At 65.1% G+C, this 26,808-nt stretch carries 31 protein-coding genes and 1 tRNA gene; 14 read left to right on the top strand and 18 right to left on the bottom strand.

Annotated features, from left to right (window positions below):
* Window positions 1-66 precede the first annotated feature (66 nt).
* The 3 genes from AX676_RS07450 to glyA form a co-directional block, all read right to left on the bottom strand.
* Complete coding sequence (locus AX676_RS07450; RefSeq protein WP_082731026.1) at window positions 67-1,092, bottom strand: TrmH family RNA methyltransferase; 1,026 nt, start codon at window positions 1,090-1,092, stop codon at window positions 67-69.
* Between the two features lie 187 nt (window positions 1,093-1,279).
* On the bottom strand, window positions 1,280-1,756 hold the full coding sequence (gene nrdR / locus AX676_RS07445) for a transcriptional regulator NrdR (protein ID WP_066477975.1): 477 nt from the start codon (window positions 1,754-1,756) through the stop codon (window positions 1,280-1,282).
* Complete coding sequence (glyA, locus tag AX676_RS07440) at window positions 1,757-3,070, bottom strand: serine hydroxymethyltransferase (protein WP_066477972.1); 1,314 nt, start codon at window positions 3,068-3,070, stop codon at window positions 1,757-1,759.
* A 180-nt stretch (window positions 3,071-3,250) separates the two neighbouring features.
* Between glyA and AX676_RS07435 the strand changes: the two genes are divergently transcribed.
* Together AX676_RS07435 and AX676_RS18450 are read left to right on the top strand one after the other, a co-directional pair.
* The gene (locus AX676_RS07435; RefSeq protein WP_066478030.1) at window positions 3,251-3,757 is read left to right on the top strand and encodes a DUF3429 domain-containing protein; all 507 of its coding nucleotides are present in this window, start codon (window positions 3,251-3,253) and stop codon (window positions 3,755-3,757) included.
* 43 nt (window positions 3,758-3,800) lie between these two features.
* A complete protein-coding gene (locus AX676_RS18450) occupies window positions 3,801-3,932 on the top strand; it encodes a hypothetical protein (protein ID WP_269450161.1) in 132 nt (43 codons plus the stop codon).
* 22 nt (window positions 3,933-3,954) lie between these two features.
* Here AX676_RS18450 and AX676_RS07430 read toward each other — a convergent pair whose 3' ends face one another.
* Window positions 3,955-5,076 carry a GNAT family N-acetyltransferase gene (locus AX676_RS07430; RefSeq protein ID WP_066477969.1) on the bottom strand — a complete coding sequence of 374 codons (1,122 nt, stop codon included), beginning with the start codon at window positions 5,074-5,076 and terminating at the stop codon, window positions 3,955-3,957.
* Between the two features lie 95 nt (window positions 5,077-5,171).
* Between AX676_RS07430 and AX676_RS07425 the strand changes: the two genes are divergently transcribed.
* Window positions 5,172-5,633 (top strand): DUF2721 domain-containing protein, encoded by a 462-nt coding sequence (locus AX676_RS07425; RefSeq protein ID WP_066477967.1) that lies wholly within the window; start codon window positions 5,172-5,174, stop codon window positions 5,631-5,633.
* Complete coding sequence (locus AX676_RS07420) at window positions 5,630-6,028, top strand: DUF4345 domain-containing protein (protein ID WP_066477964.1); 399 nt, start codon at window positions 5,630-5,632, stop codon at window positions 6,026-6,028. The genes AX676_RS07425 and AX676_RS07420 overlap by 4 nt, the downstream gene beginning before the upstream one ends.
* A 7-nt stretch (window positions 6,029-6,035) precedes the next feature.
* On the opposite strand, the gene AX676_RS07415 is transcribed toward AX676_RS07420, so the two are convergent.
* From AX676_RS07415 to AX676_RS17750, 9 genes are all read right to left on the bottom strand, one after another.
* Window positions 6,036-7,643: an amidase gene (locus AX676_RS07415; RefSeq protein WP_066477961.1), complete on the bottom strand. Its 1,608-nt coding sequence runs from the start codon at window positions 7,641-7,643 to the stop codon at window positions 6,036-6,038.
* A gap of 94 nt (window positions 7,644-7,737) precedes the next feature.
* The gene (locus tag AX676_RS07410; protein ID WP_231726013.1) at window positions 7,738-8,859 is read right to left on the bottom strand and encodes an NAD(P)/FAD-dependent oxidoreductase; all 1,122 of its coding nucleotides are present in this window, start codon (window positions 8,857-8,859) and stop codon (window positions 7,738-7,740) included.
* Window positions 8,817-9,509, bottom strand: coding sequence for a methyltransferase domain-containing protein (locus tag AX676_RS07405; protein ID WP_197417054.1), 693 nt, complete (start codon window positions 9,507-9,509; stop codon window positions 8,817-8,819). Before AX676_RS07405 ends, AX676_RS07410 begins: the two co-directional genes overlap by 43 nt.
* On the bottom strand, window positions 9,506-10,579 hold the full coding sequence (locus AX676_RS07400) for a type III polyketide synthase (RefSeq protein ID WP_066477951.1): 1,074 nt from the start codon (window positions 10,577-10,579) through the stop codon (window positions 9,506-9,508). Before AX676_RS07400 ends, AX676_RS07405 begins: the two co-directional genes overlap by 4 nt.
* Before the next feature lie 97 nt (window positions 10,580-10,676).
* Window positions 10,677-11,162, bottom strand: a complete 486-nt coding sequence (locus AX676_RS07395) for a MarR family winged helix-turn-helix transcriptional regulator (protein ID WP_082731114.1) — start codon at window positions 11,160-11,162, stop codon at window positions 10,677-10,679.
* Window positions 11,159-12,313: an Acg family FMN-binding oxidoreductase gene (locus AX676_RS07390; RefSeq protein WP_197417053.1), complete on the bottom strand. Its 1,155-nt coding sequence runs from the start codon at window positions 12,311-12,313 to the stop codon at window positions 11,159-11,161. The genes AX676_RS07395 and AX676_RS07390 overlap by 4 nt, the downstream gene beginning before the upstream one ends.
* A gap of 17 nt (window positions 12,314-12,330) precedes the next feature.
* Window positions 12,331-13,350: a cytochrome-c peroxidase gene (locus tag AX676_RS07385; RefSeq protein ID WP_066477949.1), complete on the bottom strand. Its 1,020-nt coding sequence runs from the start codon at window positions 13,348-13,350 to the stop codon at window positions 12,331-12,333.
* Window positions 13,347-13,805, bottom strand: a complete 459-nt coding sequence (locus AX676_RS07380) for a hypothetical protein (RefSeq protein WP_066477946.1) — start codon at window positions 13,803-13,805, stop codon at window positions 13,347-13,349. The genes AX676_RS07385 and AX676_RS07380 overlap by 4 nt, the downstream gene beginning before the upstream one ends.
* Window positions 13,802-13,945, bottom strand: a complete 144-nt coding sequence (locus AX676_RS17750) for a hypothetical protein (protein WP_156437675.1) — start codon at window positions 13,943-13,945, stop codon at window positions 13,802-13,804. Before AX676_RS17750 ends, AX676_RS07380 begins: the two co-directional genes overlap by 4 nt.
* Before the next feature lie 160 nt (window positions 13,946-14,105).
* On the opposite strand from AX676_RS17750, the gene AX676_RS07375 reads away from it, so the two are divergent.
* From AX676_RS07375 to AX676_RS07345, 8 genes are all read left to right on the top strand, one after another.
* Window positions 14,106-14,537, top strand: coding sequence for a PaaI family thioesterase (locus AX676_RS07375; protein ID WP_066477944.1), 432 nt, complete (start codon window positions 14,106-14,108; stop codon window positions 14,535-14,537).
* The gene (locus AX676_RS07370; protein WP_066477941.1) at window positions 14,537-15,568 is read left to right on the top strand and encodes an alcohol dehydrogenase catalytic domain-containing protein; all 1,032 of its coding nucleotides are present in this window, start codon (window positions 14,537-14,539) and stop codon (window positions 15,566-15,568) included. The genes AX676_RS07375 and AX676_RS07370 overlap by 1 nt, the downstream gene beginning before the upstream one ends.
* Window positions 15,565-16,140 carry a TetR/AcrR family transcriptional regulator gene (locus tag AX676_RS07365; protein WP_066477938.1) on the top strand — a complete coding sequence of 192 codons (576 nt, stop codon included), beginning with the start codon at window positions 15,565-15,567 and terminating at the stop codon, window positions 16,138-16,140. The genes AX676_RS07370 and AX676_RS07365 overlap by 4 nt, the downstream gene beginning before the upstream one ends.
* Before the next feature lie 395 nt (window positions 16,141-16,535).
* Window positions 16,536-18,440, top strand: coding sequence for a ribonucleoside-diphosphate reductase subunit alpha (locus AX676_RS07360; RefSeq protein WP_066477935.1), 1,905 nt, complete (start codon window positions 16,536-16,538; stop codon window positions 18,438-18,440).
* A 33-nt stretch (window positions 18,441-18,473) separates the two neighbouring features.
* A complete protein-coding gene (locus tag AX676_RS17745; RefSeq protein WP_156437674.1) occupies window positions 18,474-18,818 on the top strand; it encodes an HNH endonuclease in 345 nt (114 codons plus the stop codon).
* Between the two features lie 68 nt (window positions 18,819-18,886).
* A complete protein-coding gene (locus AX676_RS07355; protein ID WP_231726012.1) occupies window positions 18,887-19,186 on the top strand; it encodes a hypothetical protein in 300 nt (99 codons plus the stop codon).
* Window positions 19,183-19,380 carry a hypothetical protein gene (locus AX676_RS07350; protein WP_066477931.1) on the top strand — a complete coding sequence of 66 codons (198 nt, stop codon included), beginning with the start codon at window positions 19,183-19,185 and terminating at the stop codon, window positions 19,378-19,380. Before AX676_RS07355 ends, AX676_RS07350 begins: the two co-directional genes overlap by 4 nt.
* Before the next feature lie 21 nt (window positions 19,381-19,401).
* Window positions 19,402-20,457, top strand: a complete 1,056-nt coding sequence (locus tag AX676_RS07345) for a ribonucleotide-diphosphate reductase subunit beta (RefSeq protein WP_066477928.1) — start codon at window positions 19,402-19,404, stop codon at window positions 20,455-20,457.
* A gap of 43 nt (window positions 20,458-20,500) precedes the next feature.
* On the opposite strand, the gene AX676_RS07340 is transcribed toward AX676_RS07345, so the two are convergent.
* Window positions 20,501-21,520: a peptidylprolyl isomerase gene (locus AX676_RS07340; protein ID WP_066477926.1), complete on the bottom strand. Its 1,020-nt coding sequence runs from the start codon at window positions 21,518-21,520 to the stop codon at window positions 20,501-20,503.
* 119 nt (window positions 21,521-21,639) lie between these two features.
* Here AX676_RS07340 and AX676_RS07335 point away from each other — a divergent pair.
* Window positions 21,640-21,730, top strand: a tRNA-Ser gene (locus tag AX676_RS07335).
* A gap of 86 nt (window positions 21,731-21,816) precedes the next feature.
* Here the strand turns inward: AX676_RS07335 and AX676_RS17740 are convergent.
* From AX676_RS17740 to AX676_RS17225, 3 genes are read right to left on the bottom strand one after another with little or no spacing between them, the layout of a single operon-like run.
* Window positions 21,817-23,235, bottom strand: coding sequence for a hypothetical protein (locus tag AX676_RS17740; protein WP_156437673.1), 1,419 nt, complete (start codon window positions 23,233-23,235; stop codon window positions 21,817-21,819).
* On the bottom strand, window positions 23,235-24,392 hold the full coding sequence (locus AX676_RS07330) for an ATP-binding domain-containing protein (RefSeq protein ID WP_082731112.1): 1,158 nt from the start codon (window positions 24,390-24,392) through the stop codon (window positions 23,235-23,237). The genes AX676_RS17740 and AX676_RS07330 overlap by 1 nt, the downstream gene beginning before the upstream one ends.
* On the bottom strand, window positions 24,392-25,750 hold the full coding sequence (locus AX676_RS17225; protein WP_082731111.1) for a protein kinase domain-containing protein: 1,359 nt from the start codon (window positions 25,748-25,750) through the stop codon (window positions 24,392-24,394). Before AX676_RS17225 ends, AX676_RS07330 begins: the two co-directional genes overlap by 1 nt.
* 213 nt (window positions 25,751-25,963) lie before the next feature.
* Between AX676_RS17225 and AX676_RS07325 the strand changes: the two genes are divergently transcribed.
* Window positions 25,964-26,512 (top strand): recombinase family protein, encoded by a 549-nt coding sequence (locus tag AX676_RS07325; protein ID WP_066477922.1) that lies wholly within the window; start codon window positions 25,964-25,966, stop codon window positions 26,510-26,512.
* A 1-nt stretch (window position 26,513) separates the two neighbouring features.
* On the opposite strand, the gene AX676_RS07320 is transcribed toward AX676_RS07325, so the two are convergent.
* Window positions 26,514-26,735, bottom strand: coding sequence for a helix-turn-helix domain-containing protein (locus AX676_RS07320; protein ID WP_197417052.1), 222 nt, complete (start codon window positions 26,733-26,735; stop codon window positions 26,514-26,516).
* Between the last annotated feature and the right edge of the window lie 73 nt (window positions 26,736-26,808).

The following is a 26,808-nucleotide window of genomic DNA, read 5'->3' as shown; positions in this document are numbered from 1 at the left end:
GCCTGTCCTGAGCGCCTGCCTTGGCAGGCAGTCGAAGGGCGGCGTATCGAAGGACCCAGCGCAACCTCACCGCTCCCGCGGCCGCTCCAGCGTGCTCAGCACACCCCGTAGCGTGCGGATTTCCTGCTCGTTCCATGCAGGCTTGGTCAGCAGCGTGCGCAGCGTCCGGCGCGTCACGGGCGCGCGGTCGGGCGGGAAGAAATAGCCCGCGCCCTCCAGCATCGCGTCGAGATGGGCGATCAGGCCGTCCAGGCTCGCCTGCGACGCGGGCGGGTCCAGCTCGACCTCCGGCGGGCTGGCGAGTGCAACCCCTCCCTCGACACCGCTCGGGACGTGTTTCGACCATTCATAGGCGACCAGGATCACCGCCTGGGCCAGGTTGAGCGATCCGAACTCGGGGTTGATCGGCACGGTGATGATCGTCCGCGCGACCGCAACATCGTCGGTCTCCAGCCCCGATCGCTCCGGCCCGAACAGGATCGCCGATCGTCCGGCGGCAGCGTGAATGGCGCGCGCGGCCACCTCGGGCGTCTCGACCGGCTTGGTCACGCCGCGCTTGCGCACCGTGGTCGCATAGACATGCGCGCAGTCGGCGATCGCATCGGCCAGCGTGTCGAACACCTGCGCGCGCTCCAGCACCACATCCGCGCCGCTCGCCGCCGGGCCGGCGGCCGGATTGGGCCACCCGTCGCGCGGGGCGACGAGCCGCAGGTCGGTCAGCCCAAAATTCAGCATCGCGCGCGCCGCCTTGCCGATATTCTCGCCAAGTTGCGGGCGGACGAGGACGATCGCGGGCGGGGGTGCGGGCGCGGGATCGGGTTTGCGCGCGAGTAGGCGGACCGCATCCCAGTCGCCACTGGCGAGCGCTTCCTTCTTGGCGCGCGACCAGCCCTTGAGCTTGCGCTCTGCGGCGAACGCCTGTTCGCGATCGGGGAAGCCCTCCGACCAGACGAGCGTCACGGGGCGGCGGGGCGCGGTATAACCGGGGACCAGGCCCGATTGATGCTGGGCGATCCGCTGGTCGAGATCATCGGTATGGCCGACATAGTAGCTGCCGTCGGCGCAGCGCAGGAGATAGGTGTGGAAGGTCATCTGGTGGGATCCAGGGGGGGAGGGGGTGCGGCTTGCGTCCTTCGATACGCGCCTTCGACTTCGCTCAGTCGCTACTCAGGATGAGCGGGAAGGGGAACAAAGATCCTCTCATTCCAACAAAACCGCTCATCCTGAGTAGCCGCTGAGCTTGTCGAAGCGGCGTATCGAAGGACGCACAATGCCCCCTTCACTTGCGCGCCACTTCGCTTACCGACCCTGCGAACTCCTCGAAATCGCGCGCCTCGCGGAAATCCTTATAGACGCTGGCGAAGCGGATATAGGCGACGGAATCGAGGCCTTTCAGCCCCTCCATCACCAGTTCGCCGATCGTCTGGCTGGCAACCTCGCCGTCGCCCATCGTTTCCAGTTGCCTCTGGATGCCGGAGACGAGCCGGTCGATCTGGACGCTGGTGATCGGGCGCTTGCGGCACGCGATCGACACCGATCGCAACAGCTTTTCCCGATCGAACGGCTCGCGGCGCGGCTCGCTGCCGCTGCCTTCGCTCTTGAGCACGGTCAACTCGCGAATCTGGATGCGCTCGAAGGTGGTGAAGCGCGCGCCGCACGCCGAACATTGCCGGCGGCGGCGGATCGCGGTGCCGTCCTCGCTCGGACGGCTGTCCTTCACCTGGCTGTCGTCATGCGCGCAAAAGGGGCAGCGCAATCACGCCTCCGGATAGATCGGGAAGCGCTCGCACAACGCCCGCACCCGGCCGCGCACCGCCGCCTCGACGTCCGCATCGCCATGCTCGCCCTTCGCGCGCAGCCCGTCGAGCACGTCGGCGATCATGTGGCCGACTTCGCGGAACTCGGCGGGGCCGAAGCCGCGCGTCGTGCCGGCGGGCGTGCCGACGCGGATGCCGCTGGTCTTGAGCGGGGGCAGCGGATCGAACGGGATGCCGTTCTTGTTGCAGGTGATGCCGGCACGCTCCAGCGCCTCGTCCGCGTCGCGCCCGGTGACGCCCAGCGGACGCAGGTCGACGAGCGCCAGGTGGGTGTCGGTGCCCCCCGCGACCAGATCGGCCCCGCGCTCCTTGAGCGTCGCGGCCAGCACTTTCGCGTTTTCCAGCACCGCGGCGATATAGCTCTTGAACTGCGGCTCCAGCGCCTCGCCGAACGCGACGGCTTTCGCAGCGATGACATGCATCAGCGGGCCGCCCTGAAGGCCGGGGAACACCGCCGAGTTGATCCGCTTCGCGATCGCCTCGTCATTGGTCATGATCATGCCGCCACGGGGCCCGCGCAGCGTCTTGTGCGTGGTCGTGGTGACGACATGCGCATGGCCGAAGGGCGACGGGTGCAGCCCGGCGGCGACGATGCCCGCGAAATGCGCCATGTCGACCAGGAACAGCGCGCCGACTTCGTCCGCGATCGCCCGGAAGCGCGCGAAATCGATGATGCGCGGATAGGCGGAGCCACCCGCGATGATCAGCTGGGGCCTGTGCTCGCGCGCCAGCGCCTCGACCTGGTCATAGTCGATCAGGTGATCGTCGGCGCGCACGCCATATTGGACGGCATTGAACCACTTGCCCGACTGCGCCGCCTTGGCCCCGTGGGTCAGGTGGCCGCCGGCATCCAGGCTCATGCCCAGGATGGTGTCGCCCGGCTTGGTCAGCGCCAGCATCACCGCGCCATTGGCCTGCGCCCCTGAATGCGGCTGGACGTTGGCGAAGTTGCAACCGAACAGCTGCTTTGCACGCTCGATCGCCAGCGTCTCGACCCGGTCGGACGGCGCGCAGCCCTGATAATAGCGTTTGCCCGGATAGCCCTCGGCATATTTGTTGGTGAATACCGATCCCTGCGCGGCCAGCACCGCTTTCGACACGATGTTCTCGCTCGCGATCAGTTCGATCTGATGCTGCTGGCGGTCGAGCTCGTCGGCGACGCCCGCGAAGATTTCGGGGTCGGCGTCCGCGAGCGCCCGGGTGAAGAAGCCGTCGGGCTGGACCATGTGCAGCGCGCTGGGTTGGGTGCTCATCGGGAGGGCCTTTCTCGCATGCTCGGCTGGCGGCGTTCCCGCCCGCGCGGCGCAGGTTGCCGGATACAGCGCGCTATCTATGCCGCCTGCGCCGGGATTGCCACCCATTATGGCCATGCCGACGTGCCTGTCCTTCAAGCCAGCTGTTGCATCGCGATCGGCGCGGATAATGTCGCTGCCATGACCCGACCCGTCGACGCGACAGCCCCCGTCACCGCCATCCCCGCCATGCCCCGCCTGCTTGGCTTTGCCGGCCTGCTGCCCCAGATCGTCGCGGTGGCGCTGCTGGTCGGGGGCGATCCGCAATGGCGCTTTGTCGCGGTCACCCTTGCCTATGCCTATGCGGCGCTGATCTTCACCTTTCTGGGTGGAATGTGGTGGGGGCTGGCGGCGGCAGCGGCGCGCGAAACGCCGGGCTGGGTGTGGATCGCGGCAGTCCTCCCCTCGCTCATCGCGCTGGCGAGCGGCGTTCCCTGGCTGGTCGGTCAGCCCTGGCCCCAACCCTCCACGCTGGCGATCGGGGCGATGATCCTGGCTTCTCCGCTGGTCGACGCGCGGCTCGCCGCGGCGGGACTGGTGCCGCGATGGTGGCTGCGTTTGCGCGTCGCGCTGTCGGCGGGACTGGGCACCTTGACGGTCATTGCGGGGCTGTGGCCGGCACTTCCGGGGGTCGGAACGGGAACTTAACCTTTTTCGGCCATACTCCGCTTCCCGCACCAGGAGGTTTGTGATGGACCCGAAGCCCACGCCGAACGCCACCGGCACGTCCGACGAACGCCGTCGCAGCGATCGCCGCGTCGCGCAGGACCCGAGCTACGCCGGACCCGAGCGTCGCCAGCAGGATCGGCGCAACCGCGGCTGATCCGCGCAAGCGGACCGGTTCTTCAGTCTTCAGCTTCTGCCGCGGTGCCGTGGCGGCTATTTCCGCTGCGTGCCCACCACCCGGCCATCAGCCGTGCCAGCGATGCCGCGACGCCGGGCCGCACGAACAACCAGTCGCGGATGGCTGGTCCGGGGACGGCACCGATCGTGCGCTTATAGCCGCTGTCCCCAGCGCCCCAGTCCACCATCTTGATCCCGTCCGCCATCGCGCGGATCAGGTTGCGATAGTAAAGCAGCTTGCCGGGCGAATGCTTGCCCACCACCGGATCGTAGCTGTTGGCGATCGCATATTTGAGCGCGCCGGTGTTGAGGTCGAAGGAAAAGGCGGTCGGGCGCCCGTTGATCGTCAGCACCGCCGCCCACAGCATGTCGGCAATCACCGGGTCGTCCGCCACCGCGCGCCAGAAGCCGCCATGGCCGTCGGGCGTGAACTTGGCGTCGCGGCCGTCGGTGCGCGTGGCGATCCAGCTCTGCCGTTCGATCTGGGCGAGCGCGTCGAACCGCGCCGCCGACCACTCAGCGCCGGTGACGAATGACCATTCGAGCGCGCCGTGCGTCGCCAGATGCTTTTCGTGGAAACGGTTCTTCTTGCGCGTCGATGCGCGTGGCCAGCCGCCGTCCTGCGCCGCTGCCGCCATGTCGAGGCGGTAGCTGTCGGCGACGAAGCGGTCGATCACCGTCCATCCGGCCGCCTGTGCGGCGCGGCGCATCGGGTGCAGCACGGGATCGTCGTCGTAGATCGGTCCGAGCCGCAGGACGACGGCTTCGCGCGCAAGCTGCCCGAGCAGCGCATCGAACGCGGCCAGCCCGGCGTCGGCGGCGGCGGGAAAGCTGCGGAACGGCCAATAGCTTCCCGGTACGCGCGCCCAACCGGTCCACGGCGCGCCCATGGCCGCGATCGGCAGCGCGATGACCGGCGCGCCCTCGCACTGCACGATCAGCGTGCGCGCGGTGCCGCCATAGGTGCGGATCGCCGCATCGTACCAGCCATAGCGCAGGAAACGGTGACTTTCCGGCGCACGCGCCGCGACCAGGTCGATCGCGCCCGACAGGCCCGCCAGCGCCTCGACATGCAGTGCGGGCGGCAGGCGCGTGAACTGGGCGAGCGGCATTGGCTTCGTCATCGCGCCGGGTTTAGCCGAACAGGCGTTACCAATGGGTGGAAGCGGGCGGTTATTCCGCTTGCCGCGCGTGCGTTTTCGACCGCATAGCGCCAGCCATGCTCATCACGCCCGGCATCTCGACCGTCGCCTCGACCATCCAGACCGCGATCGCGCCGGTGTTCCTGCTCGCCGGGCTGGGCGCGATCCTCAACGTGCTGGCGGGCCGGCTGGCGCGCATCGTCGACCGGGTGCGCACGCTCGAACAGCTCCATCCGCGCTCGACCGGGCCGGAACATGACCGCCACGTGTGGGAATTGCGCATCCTCGACCGGCGGATCACGGTGATCAACGCGGCACTGTCGCTGTGCGTCGCCAGCGCCGTCATGATCTCGCTGGTCGTCGCGATGCTGTTCGTCGCCGAGCTGGTCAAGCTCAAGATCGGCACTGTCGTCGCCTCGCTGTTCATCGCGGCGATGGTGGCTTTGGTCGCCGGCCTGATCCTGTTCCTGGTCGAGGTGCGCATTTCGCTGCGCGCCATCCATGTGCGCGCCGAATTGCTCGAACGCGACCGCGCGTGAGGGCGGACATCGAACGCCGGCTGCTCCAGCTTGCGGTCGCGTTCACCTGCCTCGTCCCGCTCAGCGCGGCGACCTTGAGCCTGTGGCGCGGGCCGGACTGGCTCGGCAGTGGCGGGGGATCGACCGATCTCGACAGTCATTTCCGCTATCTGTCGGGCATCTTCCTCGCGCTCGGCATCGGCTTTGCGACGTGCATCCCGGCGATCGAGCGACGCGGCCCGCGCTTTCGCCTGCTCGCGGCGCTGGTCGTCGCCGGCGGGCTGGGCCGTCTGGCGTCGCTGGTCGTCGTCGGCGCGCCGTCGGTCGGGCATCTCGCCGGGCTGGCGATCGAACTGGGCGTCGTGCCGCTGCTGACGTTCTGGCAGGCGCGCGTCGCCCGACAGGCGAGGTCCTGAGTCATGCTTAGCGCGCCGCGGCCTCCAGCCCCTTGCCCGTTGCCACCGTCGCGGCATAGCCGGGCTTCGCTCGCGCCTTTGCGCGCTGTTCATAGGCATAGCCGGCGTTCAGCAGCAATTGCTCGGAATGCCTGGGTCCGATGAAGGACAGCCCCGCCGGCAACCCGCTGACCAGCCCCATCGGTACGGTCAGGTGCGGATAGCCCGACACGGCGGGCAGCTGGCTGGCGCTCGGCCCTGCATATTGATCGCCATGCACGGGGTCGCTCAGCCATGCCGGCCCGGTAGTCGGCTGGACGATCAGCGCGACGCGCGCCTTGGCGAGCATCGCGTCGATGCCTTCCGGCCCGGCCAGCTTCGCCGCCTTGGCCAGCGCTTCCCGATAGGCCGGGTCGTCGAGCCCCTTCATCTTGACCGCGCCATCAAAAATGTCCTGTTCGAAATAGGGCATTTCGGTCGCGGCATGGGCGGTGTTGAACGCGATCAACTGGTCCAGCGTGCGGGCGGTGACAGTCGCGGGCGTCGTCGCCAGATAGGCGTCGAGATCCGCCTTGAGCTCGGTCTGGAGGATCAGGAACTCGGCCTCGCCCAGCCCCTGCGGGCGAATCGGCTCGACATCGACCAGCGTCGCCCCCGCCGCCCGCAGCACCGCCAGCGCCGCATCGAACCGCGCGGCCAGCTCCTTGCGCATGTTCGGCCGCACGACGCCAACGCGCATGCCGGCCAGCGCCGTGGTGGAAAGGCCGGCGGCATAGTCGCGCTTCAGCCGGTCGGCATCGGCGGTGGCGGGATCGGCGGGATCGCTGCCCGCCATCGCGGCGAACAGGATCGCTGCGTCGCGCACGCTGCGCGTCATCGGCCCCGGCGTATCCTGCGTATGGCTGATCGGGACGACATGGGTGCGGCTGATCATGCCGACCGTCGGCTTCAGCCCGACCAGTCCGTTGATCGACGACGGGCAGACAACCGACCCGTCGGTTTCGGTGCCGACCGTCGCCGCCGCCAGGCTGGCCGCCGCCGCCGCGCCCGACCCGCTCGACGACCCGCATGCGCTGCGATCGAGCGCATAGGGGTTGCGCACCAGGCCACCGACGGCGCTCCAGCCGCTCATGCTGTCGCTTGATCGGATGTTCGCCCATTCCGACAGATTGGTCTTGCCCAGGATCACCGCGCCCGCCGCGCGCAGCCGCGCGACCAGCGGCGCGTCGCGACCCGTCATATTGTCCTTGAGCGCCAGGCTGCCCGCGGTCGTCGGCAGCTCGCGCGTCTCGATATTGTCCTTGATCAGCACCGGAATGCCATGGAGCGGCCCGCGCAGCTTGCCGGCACGACGTTCGGCATCGAGCGCGCGGGCCTGGTCGAGCGCGTCGGGGCTGACAGCGATCACGCTGCGCAGCGTCGGCCCGGCGCGGTCCATCGCCGCGATGCGCGCCAGATAGGCGGCGGTGATCGCCTCGCTCGTCGACTTGCCCGATTTCATCTGGGTCTGGAGGTCTTCGATCGACAGTTCCTCGACCGCGAGGCCCGCCTGTGTCTGCGCCTCGACCTGGCCGGGCAGAACCGGCAGCGCACAAGCCAGGGAAAGGGCGGCCACGCCCCGCAAAGTCGATCGCATCGCAAACCCCCATGTTATCGTGTCGCGTCAAGGCTGGCGCAGCGCGGCAGCGATGGCAAGGGGTGCGAAGGTCGGGGTCGGCCAGTGCCGCCGGCTATCCGATACGGGTCAGCCGTGCGGCGGCGGCGGACAGCCAGGGTCCCAGCCCGAGACCGAGCCCCATCGCGCCGAAAAGCAGCGGTCGCAGCGCCGGTCGTTCGGCGGCATAACGCAGTGCCCCCGCCGTCGCGATCGGGCGTTTTGCTTCACGGGCAAAGCGCGGCTGATAGCGTGCCGATTCCGGTGCGCCCCCCGCAATCATCGCGGCGGCGGCGCGCTCGCCGCTCCGCAGTGCGATGGCGACACCGTCGCCGGCAAGCGACGAGATCACCGCCGCCTGGTCGCCCAGCCGGAACACGCCGTGGATACCGTCGGCCGCGCGCCAGCCATAGGGGACGCCCGCGATCGTGGACCATTGACCCGCGAGGCCGGCGACGCGCTCGCCCAGCAGCGGACTTTCCCCGCCGAGCTCGCCGATCAGCGCCATCGCGCTTCCCGCCGCGCGCAGTCGCGCGGGCGCGCTCGACAGGCACAGGTTGACCCGGCCGTCCTCGGTCAGCAGCAGGCCGACATAGCCCTGGTCGAACGGATGGAGCTCGATGACGCCGTCCAGCGCCGCGCGCGTCGTGGCATCGGGCACATAGCCGATGCGCAGTCCCAGTGCACCGTCGCGCGTTGCCTCGCCGCGCGCGGGCGCGCCGCGCAACGGATGCTTGCCGGTGGCGAGGAACAGCGCCTCGCCGATGATGCGGGTGCCGTCGGCCAGTTCGGCGCTGCGGGTATCGGGGTCGACCGATCGGACCTTGACGCCGCGCGTCACACCAGCCCCCGCCGCAGAAGCGCGAGCGAGCAATGCCTCGTCGAGCACGCGCCGTGACAAGCCCGCGGCGGCAAAGGGCAGGGCGACCTCGCGCACGCGACGGCCATGCGCCAGTCGCAGGCGACGGATCGGGTGCGCACCCAGGCCCGCGGCAGAGACGCCCAGCCGGTCGAGTGCCGCTAGCGCGTCCCAGCCCAGAAACCCCCCGCACACCGTATCGTGCGGCCCCGTGCTGCGTTCGAGCACCCGCGTCTCGACGCCCGCCCCCGCCAGGCGGATTGCGGTCGCCGCCCCGGCGGGCCCACCGCCGATAATCAGCGCGCGCGGGTGACGCATAGCCGGAACGGGATGTGCCATGAGATGCGCGCGAAGGACGCGACACCCGCGCGCGCCAGGATTTCGCGCCATTCGGCGACGCGGAAGCTGCGCGCGATCGACAGCCGGCCGTCCTCGCGCACGATGCGATGGACGCCGAGCAGGCGGGCGAGCAGCGGATAGCCAAAATGCGCGATGCGGTGGCGGTGCAGGTCGCTGATCATCCAGCCGCGCCGCGCGGTCGTTTCCATGAAGGCGATGAACTGGTCGAGCTGCGCCGGCGTCATGTGATGCGCGACCTGGCTGCTGATCACGACGTCCCACGGGCCGGGCTGGTCGGCATAGTCGCCGGTTCGCCATTCGATCGCGGCGTTCGCCGGGGTTGCCGCCGCCGCGACATCGGCGCTCAGCGGGTTGAGGTCGACGCCGACCAGGTCGACCGCGATGTCGCGCGCCCGGGCCCAGCCGGCGACCGCGCGCAGCATGTCGCCGGCGCCAAATCCGACGTCCAGGACGCGCAACCGCTCGCCCGGCCGCGCGACCCGATCGAGAAAGGCGAGCGTCGGCGCGGCGGTGCGCGTCCACCAATTGACCCGCGACAGGTCGCGCAGCACCGCGGCATAGGTCGCGGGCGCGATGTCGGGCGCGTCCATCTGTTCCTCGATCCGGGCGCGGGTGGCGAGCGACATCATGGTGCGCGGTGGAAGCCGAAGCCCTCGACCGCGAGGCCGGGGCCGAACGCCATGCCGATGCCGCGGCGCTTCGCGGGGTCGTCCAGCATGTCGGCGAGGACGAACATCAGCGTCGATGACGACATGTTGCCGAAGCGTTCGAGCACGCGGCGCGAGGGATCGAGTCCATCGGCGGCCAGCCCCAGGCCGTGCCCGACCGCGTCGAGGATCGATCGCCCGCCGGCATGCACCGCCCATGCGTCGATCGCGTCGGCAGGCCGGTCGCCCAGGATCGCATCGCGGACCCGCGCATCGCCCAGCGCGGCGGCGATGCGGCCGGGCACTTCGCCCGACAATTCCATGATGAAACCGGCATCGCCGACGGTCCAGGTAATGAGGTCGCCGCTGTCGGGCATCGCCAGCGAAAAGCGACGGTCGATCGCGAAACCCGCCGCATCGCCCGTCACGAGTGCCGCCGCCGCGCCGTCGCCGAACTGAAGCATGGCCAGCAGCGGCTCGATCCGGTCGTCATACTGCAGGTGCAGCGACGAAAGCTCGACCGTCACGACCAGCACCCGCGCGCCGGGTTCGGAACGGACGATATGGCTTGCGGTACGCAGCGCGGCGACCGCGGCATAACAGCCCATGAAGCCGACCAGCACGCGTTCGACGCGGTCCGACAGGCCGAGATCGGCGGCGAGCAGCTGATCGATCCCGGGGGCGACGAAGCCAGTGCAGCTCGCCACCACCAGATGGGTGATATCGTGCGGCGGGTGTTTCACGGCCAGCGCATCGACGGCGGCACGCGCCAGCGCGGGGGCCTGTTCGGCATAGACGGCCATCCGCCGCGCAGTGCCGGGCACCCCGCCGCCATTGTAAAACCCGCCATGATCGACGGGCGATCCGCCGCCGGGCGCATATGGCAGCACCGACCAGCGATGGCGGATGCCCGAGCGGCCGGCCATGCGGCGGAAAATCCCTCGCAGGCGCGGATCGCTCAGCCGTGCCTCCGCCCACGCGATGAAGCTTGCGTGCACGTCATGGCCGGGCACCGCCGTGCCGATCGCGTTGATATGGGGAACGGCCGTCATCCTTGCGTCACTCACTCGATTCCGATCCCGCCGTCATTTTCCATATGGTGTGCGTTCGTCGTAATGTCGCCCTGGCCCTGCGGCACCGGTGGGCGGGTCAACGCGATTCATCCAGGACGATGCGGACCTTGCGCAGGCTTTCGGTGACCGCCGCCATCGGCAGGGCCGCCAGCTGCGCCGCGATCGGCGCGAAACCGGTTTCGACCGCCGCGATCGCCGCGTCGCGAAAGGCGCGGCCGCGATCGGTCAGGCGGACGCGCTTTGACCGGCCGTCATCGGGATCGGGATGAAGCGTGATGAAGCCGCGTGCCGTCAGCACCTGGAGCGAATGGGTCATCGTCGCCTTGGTCACCTGCATTGCCGATGCGAGCTGCTGTGGCGTGCGGTCGTCGCCCAGCCGGGCCATGTGGTTCAGGATCGCGAAGTGCGCGACATGGACGCCATCCGGCAGCAGACGGGTGAAGAATGCCGAGGCGAGCTGGTTGATGATGCCGATTTCGTTGAAGAAGGCGAACAGGCCGAGTTCGCCCGGCTCGCCTGCGGCGCTGGTGGTCGACGCCTTCGGGTGGCCGTGCGCGGTCATGCCCGGACCAGTTTGGCGGCGAGCGGCCAGCGCGGGCTGGGCGGCACGACCGGACCGTGGCCGATCCGTGCCAGCATCTGAACCGTGCCGCCGCCCGGGGCGAGCAGGGCGTGAAGCGCGCGATGCGGGTCGGCCATCTCGGGAAATTCCTGCAGCGCCTGGCTGAGCGGGTGGATGGCGATGCCATCGCGCGTCGCCGCCAGGTTGAGGCGCACCCAGTCGCGCCCGGCGGCAATCTGGTCGACGCGGGTGTTGGTGCGGCTGACCATCCACACATGGCCCATTGCGGTGGCGGGGTTGGCGAGCACGGCCTGCATCCCCTGACTGTAGGCGGACGACGACGTGTCGGCCAGCGTCTTGCGGTTGAACTGCCCGACGAGGGCAAGGCTTTCAAACAACGGCCCGGAAAAGTCGATCCCGTCAGGATTGCGCTCGATCTCCGCCCGGCCGATGCGGAACAAGTCGACGCTCTCACGATAGGTTCGCGGCGTCGCCACTTCGATGCGCAGCGCCCGCACGGTCAGTTCGCGCAGCCGGGCGATCGAGCGGGTGTCCACCGATCCGCCGACGGCGGGGCCGTGGCGGGCGCTTGCCAGGATCGGCGCGAGCATGCCCGGGGCGAGGGGGCGGGTGGTGTCGAACGGCGCCTTGTTCGATCGCCGCGCCAGGATCTGCGCGAACAGCGGGTCGCGGGCGACCGCGGCGTCGGCACGAAAGCGCGCGATCGCCACCCGCCCGTCGGTCAGCCCGCGTGCATCCTCGCCGTCGGGGAACAGCGTCAGGTCGACGCGCTGGCCACGCTCGGCGGCGGCAATGACCATCAGCTCCAGGAAACAGCCGAGCCCGATCGTGATCTGGCGATTGAACGGATCGGTCTGCGGCAGCAGCCGTGTGCGGTCGACGCGCAACGTGACTTCGCCGGGCGTGCGGATGTCCGCGATCCAGGGCTGGCGGTTGTGCGGGTTGGGGGCCAGGATCGCATGGGCCAGCGCGAACCGGCGCGGGTCGGCATCGTCATCCGCCGCCGCGACGCGCCACGGTGCCAGCGCGCGTTCGGGCGTCCGCGTGGTGACGAATGCGGCCGCACCGCCCGCCGCCAGCACGATGCCGCCGCCGGCGAGGCGGATGAATTGACGTCGGGGCAGTGCCATGGTTCGGCTCCTTTCGGTTAATCGTCGCCCGCCGGCGACGGATCGCTGTCGAGCGTGTGCAGGAACGCGACCAGATCGCGCTTTTGATCGGGGGACAGCTGCACCCGGCGCGCGCCCAGCGGGCGTTCGACGAGCCGGTCGGAATAATGATCGACGACCGCGGCCAGCGTCGGCAGCGAGCCGTCATGCATATAGGGCGCGGTCTGCCCGATCTCGCGCAGCGACGGCGTGCGAAAGGCATGATCGCGAAGCCGGTTGCCGGTGATGCCGCCCCGGCCGAGATCGGCGTCGGGCAGCCCGATATCCTTGAACCGGCCGTCGGTGAACATCGCGCCGCGGTGGCAGGCGACGCAATTGCCGGGCCCGGCGAAGACCGCGAAGCCACGCTGTGCCGCCGGGCTGATCGCCTTTGCATCTCCGGCCGCCCAGCGATCGAACGGCGCGGTGCCCGATACCAGCGTGCGTTCATAGGCCGCGATCGCCTTTGACACGGTCGCCTCGCTGATCTCGGGCTCTTCGGGGAAACTGGCGGCGAAGCGCGCGCGATAGCCGGCATCCGCGCGGATCGGGTCGATCAATGCGGCGGGGTGGCGTCCCAGTTCCTCGCCCGCCATCACGGGCATCAGCGCCTGGGCCTCCAGCGTCGGGGCGCGGCCGTCCCAGAACAGCGACGGCGCATGGGCGACGTTCCAGATCGTGGGCGTGTGGCGCAGCAGTTGCCCGCCGCTGCGCGCCGGCGCGCGCGCGACGCCGTCGCCGAAGCCGCGATCGGCGCGGTGGCACGAGGCGCAGGACCGCGCGCCGTCCGCCGACAGGCGCGCGTCGTTGAACAGGTCGCGGCCCAGCGCGACCTTGGCCGGGGTCGGGGGATTGTCGGCGGGGTGAACGACGTTCGGCCGGTCGGTGAAGTGGCGAGCGGCAAAAGCCTGGCCGCGATCCAACCCCTCGTGGCGATAGGCGCACGCCCCGACCAGCAGCAGCGACGCCGCGACCAGCACGCCCAGCGACCCGCGCGACAGCATCCGGGCGCTGCTCATCGCCGTGCCGCCAGTTGCGTGCCGGCCTGATCGGTGTCGCGGCCAATGCACCGGCCAAGCGGCTCCAGCCGGTCGCGCACGAACCGCCCGGTCCACGCCGCGTCATAGGCGGCGGAGGACAAGACCTCGATCCGGGTGCCGCCGTTCGCAGCAGGGCGGAACGCGATCTGTTCGAACCAATACTCCTGATAGCGCAGGCGATAGAGCGGCGCGCCGTCGACCGGATCGGGCGCGACCAATGCGTGCGGCGGCAATGCCGCCTGGTCGCGAAAACATTGCGCGACGGCTTCGGGCGCGTGCACCGACTGAAAGACTGTGGCATGGCCGGTCGCGCGGAACGCGGTTTCGCCGCGCACGCCGCCCCCGCCGCCGCCGAGCGCGCCCAATCCCGCTCCGCCGCTCATGCAAGCGCCGGGAAGCAGCGCGGTCGCCAGCAACAGGATCCGCGGGCTCATCGCGCCACCGCCTCGCCACGGGCGGCACCAGCAGCAAGCGGATCAGGCGTCGGGGCAATGACCAGCACCAGCGGCAGCAAGGTGCCGATAAAGCCGGTCAGGAAGGCGCGCAGTTCGGTGCGCATCGGATCAGTTTTCACAAGCGGTCTCCCGGCGTCATGCGGGTCGACAGGCCAACTCCCCGACTCGCTGATTAAGTTCGATGTCGAACCTGTATAGTTTGACGTCAAACCAGTCAAGCGCCAGCATGAATTACTGATCCGACTCGACTCTCTAGACTGGTCGGTCTAGTCACTCGGAATGAATACCTCACCCGATCCCCAACTCGTCCGCGCCGCGCTGGAACAGGTTTCCGCCAGCCAGGGCTTCAATGCCTGGCTCAAGGTCGGCATCGTCGATCTCCACACCGACGGCGTGACCATTGAGGTCGAGCTGCGCGCGGAACTCAGCCAGCATCACGGCGCAGCGCATGGCGGGATTGTCGGCGCGCTGGCCGACACGGCGGCGAGCTGGGCCGCGGCGACGGTGGCGGGTGATGTCCGCACCGCCAGCTATACCATCCACTTCCTCAAGGCCGCGCGCGGTACCCGATTGCGCGCCGTCGGCACCGTGCTCAAAGCAGGGCGGCGACAGGTGAGCGTCGAAGTCAAGGTGCATGCCGGCGACGGCGGCGACGACTGGGGCGCGCCGGTCGCAGTCATGCTCGCCTCGGTCGCGCCGGTGGCGAACTGATGCGCCACCTGGTCTTTGCGGGGCCCGGACGGGTCGAGTGGCGCGAGGCCGTCGATCCCCGGCTGGACAGCGACGATGCCGCGATCGTGCGGCCGCTCGTCATGGGCCGCTGCGACCTCGACACGCTGTATCTCGCCGGACGGATGCCGCTGGCGGTCGGCGAACCACTCGGCCACGAGATTATCGGCGAGATTGTCGACCTGGGCGAGCGTGCAGCGCAGCGATTGACGATCGGCCAGCGGGTGATCGTGCCCGCACAGATTTCGTGCGGCGAGTGCCGGATGTGCCAGGCGGGCGCGACCGGGCGGTGTGAGCGCGTGCCGCTCGGCGCCAGCTACGGCATGGGCCGCGCCGGCGGCTATGGCGGCGGCGTCGCCGATCTGGTGCGCGTGCCGTTCGCGGCCGCGATGCTGGTGCCGTTGCCCGCCGGCGTCGATCTGACCGCGCTGATCGGCCTGGCGGACATGGCGACCGACGCCTGGCGCGCGGTCGGCCCGCAACTGGCGCGGCGGCCGGGCGGCACGGTGCTGGTGATCGGCGGGATGGTGCCGGTGATCGGCATTTTCGCCGCGGCGCTCGCGGTGGTGCTCGGGGCCGGACGCACCGTTTATGTCGACGCCGACCCGGCGCGCCGGGGAATAGCCCGCGACTATGGCGCGCAGGTGATGGCCGATGTCGCCGAACTGGACGGTGCCCTCTTCGACATCGTCGTCGATGCCGCCGGCGACGGCGCGCAACTGCTCGCCGCGATCCACGCCTGCGGCCCGGACGCCGCGCTGACCAGCGTCGCACCGCCCTTCGTCTCGCCCGAACTGCCGCTGCTGCCCATCTACTATAACGGCCTGACCTATCGCATCGGCCGACCGGATTGCCGGTTCGGCCATGACCCCGCGCTCCACGCCTGGGCGGCGAAGGGGTTTGACCCGACCCGTGTCGGGCCTAAGACCTTCCGCTTTGAGGAGGCGGACGACGCATGGCCGGACCCGGCGCTGTACGTGGCAGTGACACGCGAGCCGACGCTGCGGGCGTGAAGCCACCGCGCGACACGCGCGCGCGTATCCTGGCCGCGGCGGTCCGCCTGTTCCAGCGCGGTGGCTATGCCGGCACCGGCATCAACGACGTCATCGCCGCATCCGGCGCGCCGCGCGGCTCGCTCTATCACCATTTTCCCGGCGGCAAGCCGCAGCTCGCCGCCGAAGCGATCGCGTTCCTTGCCGCACAGGTCGCCGGATTGATCGACCGGCGCGTCGAGGATGGCGTCGCGCCGGGCGATATCCTGCGCCAGATCGCCGAGGCGATGGGGGGCTGGCTGACCCAGTCGGACTGGCGCGAAGGCTGCCTGATTTCGGTGATCGCCCAGGAAACCGGACCGGAGGACGCCCTGATCCATCAAGCGGTGCTGGCCGCCTATGCCGACTGGTCGGCGCGGCTGATCCCGGCACTGCAAGCGGCGGGGCATGATGCGGAAGCGGCTGCGGCGCGCGCCGACCTGGCGATCGCGGCGCTGGAGGGCGGCCTGATCCTGGCGCGGGTGCGGCGGTCGGTCGAGCCATTGCGCAACGCCGCCCGGCTCGCCGCATCGACCATGATGCGCACCGCTTGATCTGCAACCCGACGCACGGTTTGACTCGACCCGTTCCGCCGTCGCCGATTTATTTTCGTTCGGCCAATGTTCTCTTGAAAAATTTGAAAGCCGCAGAAGTCCGCGCGTCGCGGAATCCGGGTGTCGGCGCTGATGCGCCCCGAGCGTGGCCGAGTCCCTGATCTGTCATTTACCGTCTTGCGCCCGGATTCGTGTTGGCACAATCTATAGTGGTTGGGACGGGGGAAACGACCCAATTGCTGGTAAACGCTTGTCCGCGATCCTATATCGTGGGCGAGGGCGAACGCGCCCTCCGGCACGGCGATGGACACTTTTTGTTCTCGCGCTTCCCCCGCCAAGAGCATAGCATGGGGCGCAGGCCCCGAGTCGAACGGACAAGGAACGGGGTGGAAGGCATGGATTTCAGGGAAACGCAGGACGAGCGCGTGAACGACACCATTACCACCAATGCGCCCGCTGCTGCCGACACGGCGCGTCCGGTCGCCGATTCAAAATCGATTGCGCCGCGCATGTACCCGGTGGAGGTCGATCATTCGCGCGACGCGCTGCTGACCGATTTCGGCAAGGAAACGCTGAAGGACCGCTATCTGCTGCCCGGTGAGACGTTCCAGGACCTGTTCGTCCGCGTCGCGTCGGCCTATGCGGACGATGCCGCGCACGCCCAGCGGCTGTACGACTATATCTCCCGGCTGTGGTTCATGCCGGCGACGCCGGTCCTGTCCAACGGCGGTACCGGCCGGGGGCTGCCGATCTCCTGCTATCTCAACTCGGTGCCCGACAGCCTGGAGGGCATTGTCGAGACCTGGAACGAGAATGTCTGGCTCGCCTCGCGCGGCGGCGGCATCGGCACCTATTGGGGCGCGGTGCGCGGCATCGGCGAGCCGGTCGGCCTCAACGGCAAGACCAGCGGCATCATTCCGTTCGTCCGCGTCATGGACTCACTGACCCTCGCGATCTCGCAGGGGTCGCTGCGCCGCGGATCGGCCGCCTGCTATCTCGACATCTCGCACCCGGAGATCGAGGAGTTCCTGGAAATCCGCAAACCCTCCGGCGACTTCAACCGCAAGGCGCTCAACCTGCACCATGGCGTCCTCATTCCCGACGCGTTCATGGAAGCGGTGCGCGACGGTGCCGAATGGGAGCTGAAGAGCCCCAAGGACGGATCGGTGCGCGGCAAGGTCGACGCGCGCGCACTGTTCCAGAAGCTGGTCGAAACCCGGCTGGCGACCGGCGAGCCGTACATCGTGTTCAGCGACCATGTGAACAAGGCGATGCCCAAGCATCACCGCGATCAGGGGCTGAAGGTCTCGACCTCCAACCTGTGCAGCGAAATCACGCTGCCGACCGGCCGTGACCATCTCGGCAACGATCGCACCGCGGTGTGCTGCCTGTCCTCGCTCAACCTCGAAACCTGGGACGAGTGGAAGGACGACAAGCAGTTCGTCGAGGACGTGATGCGCTTCCTCGACAATGTGCTCACCGACTATATCGAGCGTGCGCCCGAGGAAATGGCGCGTGCCCGCTATTCGGCGATGCGCGAACGCTCGGTGGGGCTGGGCGTCATGGGCTTTCACAGCTTCCTCCAGGCGCGCGGGCTGCCGTTCGAGGGCGCGATGGCGAAGAGCTGGAACCTCAAGATCTTCCGCCAGATCAAGGCGCAGGTCGACGAGGCGTCGATGCAGCTCGCGGTCGAGCGCGGGCCGTGCCCCGACGCCGCCGACATGGGGGTGATGGAGCGTTTCAGCTGCAAGATGGCGATCGCGCCGACCGCGTCGATCAGCATCATCTGCGGCGGCACCAGCGCGTGCATCGAGCCGATCCCGGCCAATATCTACACGCACAAGACGCTGTCGGGCAGCTTTTCGATCAAGAACCCGTATCTCGAGCGGCTTCTCAGCGAGAAGTCGAAGAATTCCGATGCGGTGTGGAACTCGATCCTGGAAAAGGGCGGGTCGGTCCAGCATCTCGATTTCCTCAGCACCGAGGAGAAGGATGTCTACAAGACGTCGTTCGAGATCGACCAGCGCTGGATCCTCGAACTCGCCGGCGACCGTGCGCCCTATATCGACCAGGCGCAGTCGCTCAATCTGTTCATCCCGGCCGATGTCGAGAAGTGGGATCTGCTGATGCTCCATTTCCGCGCGTGGGAACTGGGCATCAAGTCGCTCTATTATCTGCGCTCAAAGTCGGTCCAGCGCGCGGGCTTCGCCGGCGGGGTGGAGGCCGACAACACGATCGAGAAGCCGAAGTTCGATCTGGGCGAGAGCACTGATTACGACGAATGCCTGGCGTGCCAGTGAGGTGAGACTTTCCTAGCGGGAAGGAGCTTAGACATGGCAAATAATACTGGAATTTACGGAAATGTCCCTTTGGGTATTGGGTTAGGGGTTTCCAACTCAGAAGTACGTAAATTACGAGCTTGGCGCGCCAGTAGATCGGCCAGCGTTCTTGAGGTGGCTAGTGCAGGTGGAGGCGACGTTCGCGTCGATGATTATGGTAACCTGATGCGTTGGGATAAGTATGGCGACTTTAATCACACGTTCGGATGGGAAGTCGATCATATCCAACCTCGTGCGCTAGGAGGTCATGACGCCGCCGAAAACCTCAGGGCTTTAAATTGCAAAGCGAATAGAAGTCTCGGAGGTATTTTAAGTAACGCCTTGTCTGGCCGTCGCTGATAACAACGATGTTATATATTTGAAAGAGCTCGAAAAACAAAGTGAGGCTGCCAACTAGTCCATTTACGGTGACTCTTCTCCTCCCGCTCGCCGCATGCGCGCGGCAGGTGGGGAGCGCGGTCGTCCCCGATGCGCCGGGGTTCCTGCTCGGGTTGTGGCACGGCTTCATCTTTCCGCTCGCCTGGGTCGCGTCGCTGTTCCTGCCCAGGGTCGCGATCTATGCCGTGCGCAACAATGGCGGCTGGAATGATTTCGGCTATTTCCTGGGCATCGTCGTGTTCGGGGTCGGCGCGCGCCAGTCGCGCACCGTCTATGTCGACCGCTTCGTCCCTGCGCGGCGCGGGCGCGTGATCGAGAATGAGCGGTGACCCGCGCGCTCGCCATCCAGTTCGGCGTCGCCGCCGTCGCCGGGACCAGCGGCCTTGCGCTGCTCGCCCGTCCCGCGGCGTTCGGCGTGCGCGATGAGCCTGCGCGTTACGCCGCGCGCATCGCCGGCATGATGCTGGCCGCGCTCGGCCTGTTCCTTGGTGGCTTTGCCACCATCTATCTGTTCAACACCTAAGCAAGCCCAAGGACCGATCCCATGTCCCTTCTCGAAGCCCGCAAGACCTACAAGCCCTTCGAATATCCGTGGGCGTACGAGTTCTGGAAGCGTCAGCAGCAGATTCATTGGATGCCCGAGGAAGTGCCGCTGGGCGAGGATTGCCGCGACTGGGCGCAGAAGCTGACCGAGCATGAGCGCAACCTGCTCACGCAGATTTTCCGCTTCTTCACCCAGGCCGATGTCGAGGTGCAGGACTGCTATCACGACAAATATGGCCGGGTGTTCAAGCCGACCGAGATCAAGATGATGCTGGCGGCGTTCAGCAACATGGAAACCGTGCACATCGCCGCCTATTCGCACCTGCTCGACACGATCGGGATGCCCGAGAGCGAGTATGGCATGTTCCTGGAATATCAGGAAATGCGCGACAAGCACGACTATCTGCAGAAGTTCGGCGTCGACAATGACGAGGACATTGCCAAGACGCTGGCGATGTTCGGCGGCTTTACCGAAGGGCTGCAGCTGTTCGCGTCGTTCGCGATGCTGATGAACTTCCCGCGCTTCAACAAGATGAAGGGCATGGGCCAGATCGTCAGCTGGTCGGTGCGCGACGAAAGCCTGCACTGCGAAGGCATCGTCCGGCTGTTCCATGCCTTTGTCAAGGAACGCGACTGCCTGACCAAGTCGGTCAAGGACGAGATCATGGACATGTGCCAGACGACGGTGCGGCTGGAGGATGCGTTCATCGACCTCGCCTTTGAAATGGGGCCGGTCAATGGCATGGCGCCCAAGGAAATCAAGAAGTATATCCGCTACATCGCCGACTGGCGGCTGGGCCAGCTCGGGCTCAAGCCGATCTATCTGATCGACGAGCATCCGCTGCCCTGGCTCGCGCCGCTGCTCAACGGGGTCGAGCACGCCAATTTCTTCGAAACCCGCGCGACCGAATATTCGAAGGCGGCGACGCGCGGCAACTGGAACGAGGTGTGGGCGAGCTTCGACAAGCGCCAGAAGATCAAGGTGGCCCCCGCCGCCAACGAGGATCCCGGCAGCGAAGGCGACATGTTCAGCCGCGCCGGCGTGGCGGCGGAATAGCCCTTCGTGATCGCCCTGCCGGGTGCGCCTGCGTCTCTGGACGTCAGCGCGCCCGGCGCACCGGCACCGGTATGTTGCAGATATCGGCACCGCCGGCCGGCCGGATGAAAAACGGATCGCGGCGATTGGCGCGCGCCTCCGCGTAGCGAAGAAAGCTTGTGCTGTCGGTGTCCAGCACCTGGAACTTGGGCTGCGCGTCGGTCGGCAACTCGCTTGCCAGCTGGACGGACAGGATCGGCACGCGCTCTTCCGCTTTTTCATAGAAACCAAGCGAGCCGGTGCCGCGCGGCAGGCTGGACAGATGCTCGATCCCCTCGATCACGCGGCCGACCAGCGCGATATTGCGGTCGAGGTGGCGGGGCGCATGGCCGATGACCGTATAGAGTTCCGCCCCCGTGCCGGTATCGGGTGACAGATTGCGACCGACGCCCACCATTCCGTAACAATGCACGGGCCACATCCGGGTCAAGTCGGCGGCGATAGGCCATCCGTCGCGCCAGCCCGCATCAAAGGCGAACGAATCGCCGCGCGATGTCTCGGCTAGGCGTTTGAGCCGATCTTCCATGGACAAGGTATCTGTTGCGGACCCCGCCATTTCAGCACGGGCTTCCCGCAAATGTTGCGTCCAGGCAAAAAAGGCGGCGCGTCGCACCGAATATTCCGCTTCGGTGGCTTTCATCAGCGCCGCCGGCAGCGGCTTGGCCTTGACGGGGTCCTCGCCATCGGGATCGCCCCATTGGGCGACATAATTGTCCTGGACGCGCACCACTGCCAGTCCGTCCCACCAGCGTGCACGGGCAAGCGTGCGGATGTTGGCGACCCAGGGCTGGGAAAAAGGCGCGGGCATAAGCTGGATGACGACACGACGGGTCGACCCGTTGCGGTCGGGCGCGAGCGTCATCACCAGCAGATCATCCGGCGCGATCGCCCGCCACTCTGCTGCCGGCGCGGCCGCGACGATTTCGGTCGGCGCGAGCGCAGCGGGTTGCGGCGTGGCGGCTTGGCCCTGGCTCTGCAGGGCGAGCAGCATGGCAAGCGAGAGCGTGAACATGGCCGTCAGCATGGCACGCGGCAATCGCTTGCGAAAGCCCGCCCCGCACGATAGGTGCAGCCGCTTCCAGCGCGATTGGATTGCGAACCCGGGTCTCCACCCGCCATGCGGCGACCGACCAGGTTCGATGCGGAGCGGTGGCCGAGTGGTCGAAGGCGCTCGCCTGGAAAGTGAGTATACGGCAAAACCGTATCGAGGGTTCGAATCCCTCCCGCTCCGCCACCAACTCTTTCAGACCATTGTTATTAATACGTTTTTCTCGGGCGGGCTTCGCATCACCAACATTTCGCCCAACACGAAAAAGCTGGCTATGTCGTCTTCCGACGCTTACCGCCTAGCCGTGGCTTTGGCGGAGTGTTTTGAAACAGATCATCTGATCGCGGCTTGGACGGAGACCGATCCTGGCGCTCGGGCCGGTCAAGGAGAAAGAGGGCCTCTCGCAGCAGGCGAGAAACCCGCACTTGATCAACCGATTCGGTGCGTCGCGAACCTTCCTCTTCAGAACGGCGAAATGGGTTCGGCACGGGCACAGATACAGATGGCAGCAACTCCACTTCAAATATTGATCCAAATGTGTTCTGAATATAATCGATATTCTTTGCTCCACTTACAAGGTTCATCTCATCGTAGCTCATGAATACGTTGGATTTATCGAAGGCACTCCGCCTAACCGCTGCACGCCTAACCAAATGCCTCCCTAGCGCGTTTCTATAGGTCATACCATCAAAGTTATTTTGGAATCCGCAGAAGAACGCAAACCATAGAGGAGCACAAGTATACTCCTCACCGAATTCCAACGTGAGCTGAAGATATTCCATAGATCCATCACCAAGCTTAGCAACCAGCCAACCTAGAATTGCGTCCTTCAGAGGTCTTGGAGCAGAGGAAGATTTAATACTATCCGTTGCACGATCCATAACACGTATCTGCTGCTCTCTCGGCAAGCCAGAAGCTTCATCAAACGCATTTATGGAAGCGCCTATATCCGGGAATTTTGTCCAGGCCCCCGTTTTTGCTAAGCTACGCGTGTCCATAAGCGTGTTCCGCACAAGCGCTTCCAGGAGCGCCATCCAATCATCGCCGCGATCCGATTCAGGCCCAGGAAGAAAAGCGCTGGTGGCGATCAACCAAAAGGACAGGGCATCGTTGGCCGACAGCCTAGGTGCGCTGCCGCCTAATTGGCGAATACCATCCCAGCGCTCAGCAAGGTCAACAATTTGTGCTGGATGAAGGCCGCTATATAGCCCTTTTAAAGCAGCAAACGAAAAGGTCAGAACACAGTTCTGGACCGATGGGCCGCGCCCTCTCGCGCCTATTTGCAAAACCGCCTCGGCGATGGATACCGCAGCAAGCGCGTCCAATACTTTCCTTGGTAGCCAAGGCTGGGGAATATTAAAAACGTCGAAGCGCTCAATATCCGATCCCCGGATAACTCGAAAAAAACTAGTAAATGGCTTGTATTCACCAATATAAGTGTGCGTCCAAGCCAAGAACTCATCGTAACCTTCATCTGCAACGACAATTACAAAGGTTTCAAAAAAACTATCTAAGCCTGCCTCACTATCCCACACCAGAAGTAGAGCATCATCTTTTCCAGTGCTTTGCAGTGCGGTAATTAGTTCATGAGGGGAGCGGGCTTTGCCCACCGTGACTCGCGTGCCCTGATCTCGCGAGGAGAGAAAGTCTAGCAGCCCTCGGCGATCGGAAAGGTGGAAAATCATGGCCATCAGCTCTTGAAAAGTGAGTCGAGGTCAACGCTCGCCGGCGCAGGCTCTAGGGCGGACAATCCGTTCTCCAAGCGGCCAGTGAGCGCTCCCTCACGATATATTGCAAGGCTCGTTTTGGCCCGCGTCACTGCAGTGTAGGCGATCTTAGTCCGATTTTTCGGAAAGCGCCCAATGCCATCAGCGGCCAACAGATGAACAGCGCGAAATTCCAGCCCCTTAGCGCCGTGGACGGTCCCCACCAGCACCCTCCGCTCCGGGTCTAACGGCGAATAACCAGTCTCAAACATTTGCAACTGTATCGATTCAGCCAGGTAAGAGCGCGCAAGGGATGCGTGCACCTCCTGCAGATCGCGCTTCAGCGGGCAAATCACGCCAATAAACGCAGTAGGATATGCCCGCAGCTGATCCGCTATGATCGGAATGGCTCGATTTACCTGCGCATCGAGCGACTCACTGGGAAACGCGATCACCTCAGAGGGGATCGCGATTTCATCATATTGGGAGGCCGCCTCAAGCCCTTCCCTTTTCCCAACCATCCCCCGGATTCCGTCTGCGACCCGGCATATCTTCCTGCCGTTGCGATAGTGATAAGAGAGATAGCGCACCTCATCGCAATGCACCGTCAAGGCATTCAGTGCCTGCGAATCCCGATATATCGCCTGATTGGAGTCACCGGCTGCAAATATATGATCCGCGAAGCGGACCAATTGCTCAATCTCGGGCTTCGAGTAGTCCTGGGCCTCATCTAACAACAGGCAGTCTAGCTTATGGTCCAGCACCTCATCATCCGATAACCCCTGAAGGCCCTTTAATATTTCCTGTCTAACGGTGTCAAAATCGGCCTGCGTCGAAATCTCTATGCCATATTCGCGTAACACATCACCTGCCCACATGCGGTATGTTCGTATTCGCTCGGGCTCCACATTATTAGCATCAGTTCCGTTTACAAGGAATTCTTTCAAAACTCTGCCAAACGTAAGCACCTGGTAGTTATTCCTCCCTTTAGCCTGCATAAAAGCAGCCCTAAGCAAAAGAAGATTTGTTTTCCCAGACCCAGGAGGACCAATAACAAGGAAACTGCCTTGCAAAGGCAGCGCAATTACATCCTTCTGCTCATCATCCAATTGATCCGTTCGGGTCCACCAAGACGCCTCCATTATTCGGCCCTCCGTTCTAGAGCGGCAACTTGCGCTTCGTCCATACCCGTTAAGACAAATATTCCCACAGCATCTTCTATTCCTGTCTCGTCAAAAGGCCCCTCGAATACAGTATCCCATCCGCCAGGCTGCCAATCGCGACCCGCTGAAGCGGCATGGCAACCGGTTAGGCGGACGACGCGACTAGCTGGGTCGCTCACCTCAAAACGAAAGCAAACCGTTAGGCCGTTAGGAATGCCGGCTCGCTCGGACGGCTCAAAGTCGCATCTTATCGCTCTATGATCGGGAACCTCATAGACAATGCGCCTTCCCAACTGCAGGTCGGTCCGACCGATAGTTCTCATCAAGTCTTGCAACAAATTTGCAGTCATCCTCCCTAGGGGGTCGTCAGCATCGCCCATCGGCGACTGATAGCGCTTCGTCTCTTCTTGAATGGTTGTTGCTGCAGCCACGCGCTGTCGGATTCGTTCACGTAGCTCCAGCGCCATATCCGTTTTAGGCGCCCTCGCAGCGAAGCTTTCCCAGCGCACTAGACGGAGGCGGGTTTCTGGGGATTTTACCAAGCAATTTTGTGCCAAAGTGACCAGCCAGGGTGCTACGGTAGCAGACCTAATCTGAACCACTTCAGATTGGACAGCGTGGGCTAGCCGAGCGGGAACGCCCAAATGTTGCTCAAATATTGGTCTCTTCATGATAAGATCATGAAGTACTGCTCCTATTTGATAGAAAGAAAGAGCTCGCCACCCGTCTTGATCGTCGACTTCTTTTCGTAGGGCGAACTCTGGCGAAGCATATTGATTTGTTCCGATAAATAGAGTCTGGCTTCCATGATCGGTCAGCCCGCTCTCCCCAAATGGCTTCAATACGCCTAGATCAAGTAGCGTCAATCTTTGGAAATCCGGCGAGATCATGATATTGGCCGGCTTTATATCTCTATGAGCTAACTCGAGTCCTTCAAGAAACTGCGCTGCTGAAGCGAGCTGCTCGATCAGGAGAGCAATATTATTTTCGGGAACATACTCTAAGCAATCTGCCAAGCTTTTCCCTTGAACAAATTCCATTGCCAGAAAATGGTATCCAAACTTCTCGTCTACTCCGGCGTCGAGCATTCTCACTAGGTGGGGGTGATCATGGTTAATAAGTTTCTTCTCTCGCTCGGATCGAGCCATTAAAGCATCATCGCCAAAGCGATTTATCAAATCGGTATCAAATATTTTGATTGCGGCTTCAGCCCCCTCCTTCTCGCCGCGAAACACCGCTGCAGACTTACCATTGTCTAGAAGTTTTGTAATTGACCATCCGGAGATTTCCTGTCCGTGCAGCTCTCGGAATATGCCAGTCGCCTTTGCTCTATCCATTCTGATCCCCTCCGCATTTAAGGCATCACAATGAGAGCTAGCGCGCAAGCCTAGTTATCACATTCGTTAACACCGCTTTGGAGGAAGGTTCCGAAAAGGGCATACCCATATCGAACGGGTTCATCGAACAACCTCCGTGTCCCAATAGGCTTGACTCTTGACTTATGGGACGCCATTGTTGCGTGGTCTAGAGGCTAATGGGACATATTGGGCATGGCGACAATAATTGGATATGCACGTGTCAGCAGTGACGATCAGGACTGTTCGGTTCAAGTCGCTGCCCTAGAGGCAGCAGGTTGCACGATTGTGCGGACCGAGAAACGAAGCGGAACAACCACAGCGGGGCGTGTCGAGCTAGAAACAGTGCTTTCTTTCATACGTTCGGGTGACACGCTGATGGTCACTCGGATCGATCGTCTCGCAAGGTCCGTGGCTGACCTTGAAAAGATTGTAGCGGAGCTGAAGGCCAGGGGTGCTTTTCTTCGTGCGACCGAACAGCCGATCGACACCGCCACGCCTGCCGGAATAGCGTTCCTGCAAATGTTGGGAGTCTTCGCGCAGTTCGAAACTGCCTTGCGGCGTGAGCGCCAGATGGAAGGAATTAGCAAGGCCAAGGCGGCTGGTGTCTATAAGGGCCGGAAGCCGTCCGTGCCGGTCGAGCGCGTGCGCGAGCTTAGGGCTGAAGGGGTGGCACCCACTGAAATTGCCCGTCAGCTAAAAATCGGACGTGGAAGCGTTTATCGCGCACTTGCGGGCATTTGATCTACAAGGTCAGCGACCCGGGCAAGTTCGTTCTGATCGCTCCAATCAGCGTGTCGGGGCGCATCCCAAGCGCCTCGGCAATCACAATGAACTCTAAAATGTCTAGTCGGCGTTCATATAGCTCGATCTTGTTTATAAACGAGGGCGGTCGTTTGATCCTGCGTGCCAGCTCGCGTTGGCTGATACCCAGCTCCTGCCGTAACTGAGCGATGGCCGCGATCAAGGCGCGGTAGTCCTCCGATACGACCCATCCCCGCTGCAAAACCGCTGCCCCAATTCAAAGGAGCTACGCACCT

Origin of the sequence: Sphingomonas sp. CCH21-G11 (assembly GCF_001555965.1) — a bacterium.
In the GTDB taxonomy this organism is placed as follows: domain Bacteria; phylum Pseudomonadota; class Alphaproteobacteria; order Sphingomonadales; family Sphingomonadaceae; genus Sphingomonas.
Note: the sequence above shows the minus strand (reverse complement) of the source record. Positions and strands in the feature narration are given on the sequence as shown.

Excerpts from the sequence above, each read along its gene's own strand:
- AX676_RS07345 (WP_066477928.1), top strand. The coding sequence starts at position 19,402 with ATGTCCCTTCTCGAAGCCCGCAAGACCTACAAGCCCTTCGAATATCCG.
- AX676_RS07360 (WP_066477935.1), top strand. The coding sequence starts at position 16,536 with ATGGATTTCAGGGAAACGCAGGACGAGCGCGTGAACGACACCATTACC.
- AX676_RS18450 (WP_269450161.1), top strand. The coding sequence starts at position 3,801 with ATGGACCCGAAGCCCACGCCGAACGCCACCGGCACGTCCGACGAACGC.
- AX676_RS07410 (WP_231726013.1), bottom strand. The coding sequence starts at position 8,859 with ATGGCACATCCCGTTCCGGCTATGCGTCACCCGCGCGCGCTGATTATC.
- AX676_RS07400 (WP_066477951.1), bottom strand. The coding sequence starts at position 10,579 with ATGACGGCCGTTCCCCATATCAACGCGATCGGCACGGCGGTGCCCGGC.
- AX676_RS07340 (WP_066477926.1), bottom strand. The coding sequence starts at position 21,520 with ATGCTGACGGCCATGTTCACGCTCTCGCTTGCCATGCTGCTCGCCCTG.
- AX676_RS07405 (WP_197417054.1), bottom strand. The coding sequence starts at position 9,509 with ATGATGTCGCTCGCCACCCGCGCCCGGATCGAGGAACAGATGGACGCG.
- AX676_RS07395 (WP_082731114.1), bottom strand. The coding sequence starts at position 11,162 with ATGACCGCGCACGGCCACCCGAAGGCGTCGACCACCAGCGCCGCAGGC.
- AX676_RS07435 (WP_066478030.1), top strand. The coding sequence starts at position 3,251 with ATGACCCGACCCGTCGACGCGACAGCCCCCGTCACCGCCATCCCCGCC.
- AX676_RS07385 (WP_066477949.1), bottom strand. The coding sequence starts at position 13,350 with ATGAGCAGCGCCCGGATGCTGTCGCGCGGGTCGCTGGGCGTGCTGGTC.
- AX676_RS17745 (WP_156437674.1), top strand. The coding sequence starts at position 18,474 with ATGGCAAATAATACTGGAATTTACGGAAATGTCCCTTTGGGTATTGGG.
- AX676_RS07390 (WP_197417053.1), bottom strand. The coding sequence starts at position 12,313 with ATGGCACTGCCCCGACGTCAATTCATCCGCCTCGCCGGCGGCGGCATC.
- AX676_RS07430 (WP_066477969.1), bottom strand. The coding sequence starts at position 5,076 with ATGACGAAGCCAATGCCGCTCGCCCAGTTCACGCGCCTGCCGCCCGCA.
- AX676_RS07380 (WP_066477946.1), bottom strand. The coding sequence starts at position 13,805 with ATGAGCCCGCGGATCCTGTTGCTGGCGACCGCGCTGCTTCCCGGCGCT.
- AX676_RS17740 (WP_156437673.1), bottom strand. The coding sequence starts at position 23,235 with ATGGCCATGATTTTCCACCTTTCCGATCGCCGAGGGCTGCTAGACTTT.
- AX676_RS07375 (WP_066477944.1), top strand. The coding sequence starts at position 14,106 with ATGAATACCTCACCCGATCCCCAACTCGTCCGCGCCGCGCTGGAACAG.
- glyA (WP_066477972.1), bottom strand. The coding sequence starts at position 3,070 with ATGAGCACCCAACCCAGCGCGCTGCACATGGTCCAGCCCGACGGCTTC.
- AX676_RS17225 (WP_082731111.1), bottom strand. The coding sequence starts at position 25,750 with ATGGATAGAGCAAAGGCGACTGGCATATTCCGAGAGCTGCACGGACAG.
- AX676_RS07415 (WP_066477961.1), bottom strand. The coding sequence starts at position 7,643 with ATGCGATCGACTTTGCGGGGCGTGGCCGCCCTTTCCCTGGCTTGTGCG.
- AX676_RS07325 (WP_066477922.1), top strand. The coding sequence starts at position 25,964 with ATGGCGACAATAATTGGATATGCACGTGTCAGCAGTGACGATCAGGAC.
- AX676_RS07425 (WP_066477967.1), top strand. The coding sequence starts at position 5,172 with ATGCTCATCACGCCCGGCATCTCGACCGTCGCCTCGACCATCCAGACC.
- AX676_RS07450 (WP_082731026.1), bottom strand. The coding sequence starts at position 1,092 with ATGACCTTCCACACCTATCTCCTGCGCTGCGCCGACGGCAGCTACTAT.
- AX676_RS07370 (WP_066477941.1), top strand. The coding sequence starts at position 14,537 with ATGCGCCACCTGGTCTTTGCGGGGCCCGGACGGGTCGAGTGGCGCGAG.
- AX676_RS07330 (WP_082731112.1), bottom strand. The coding sequence starts at position 24,392 with ATGGAGGCGTCTTGGTGGACCCGAACGGATCAATTGGATGATGAGCAG.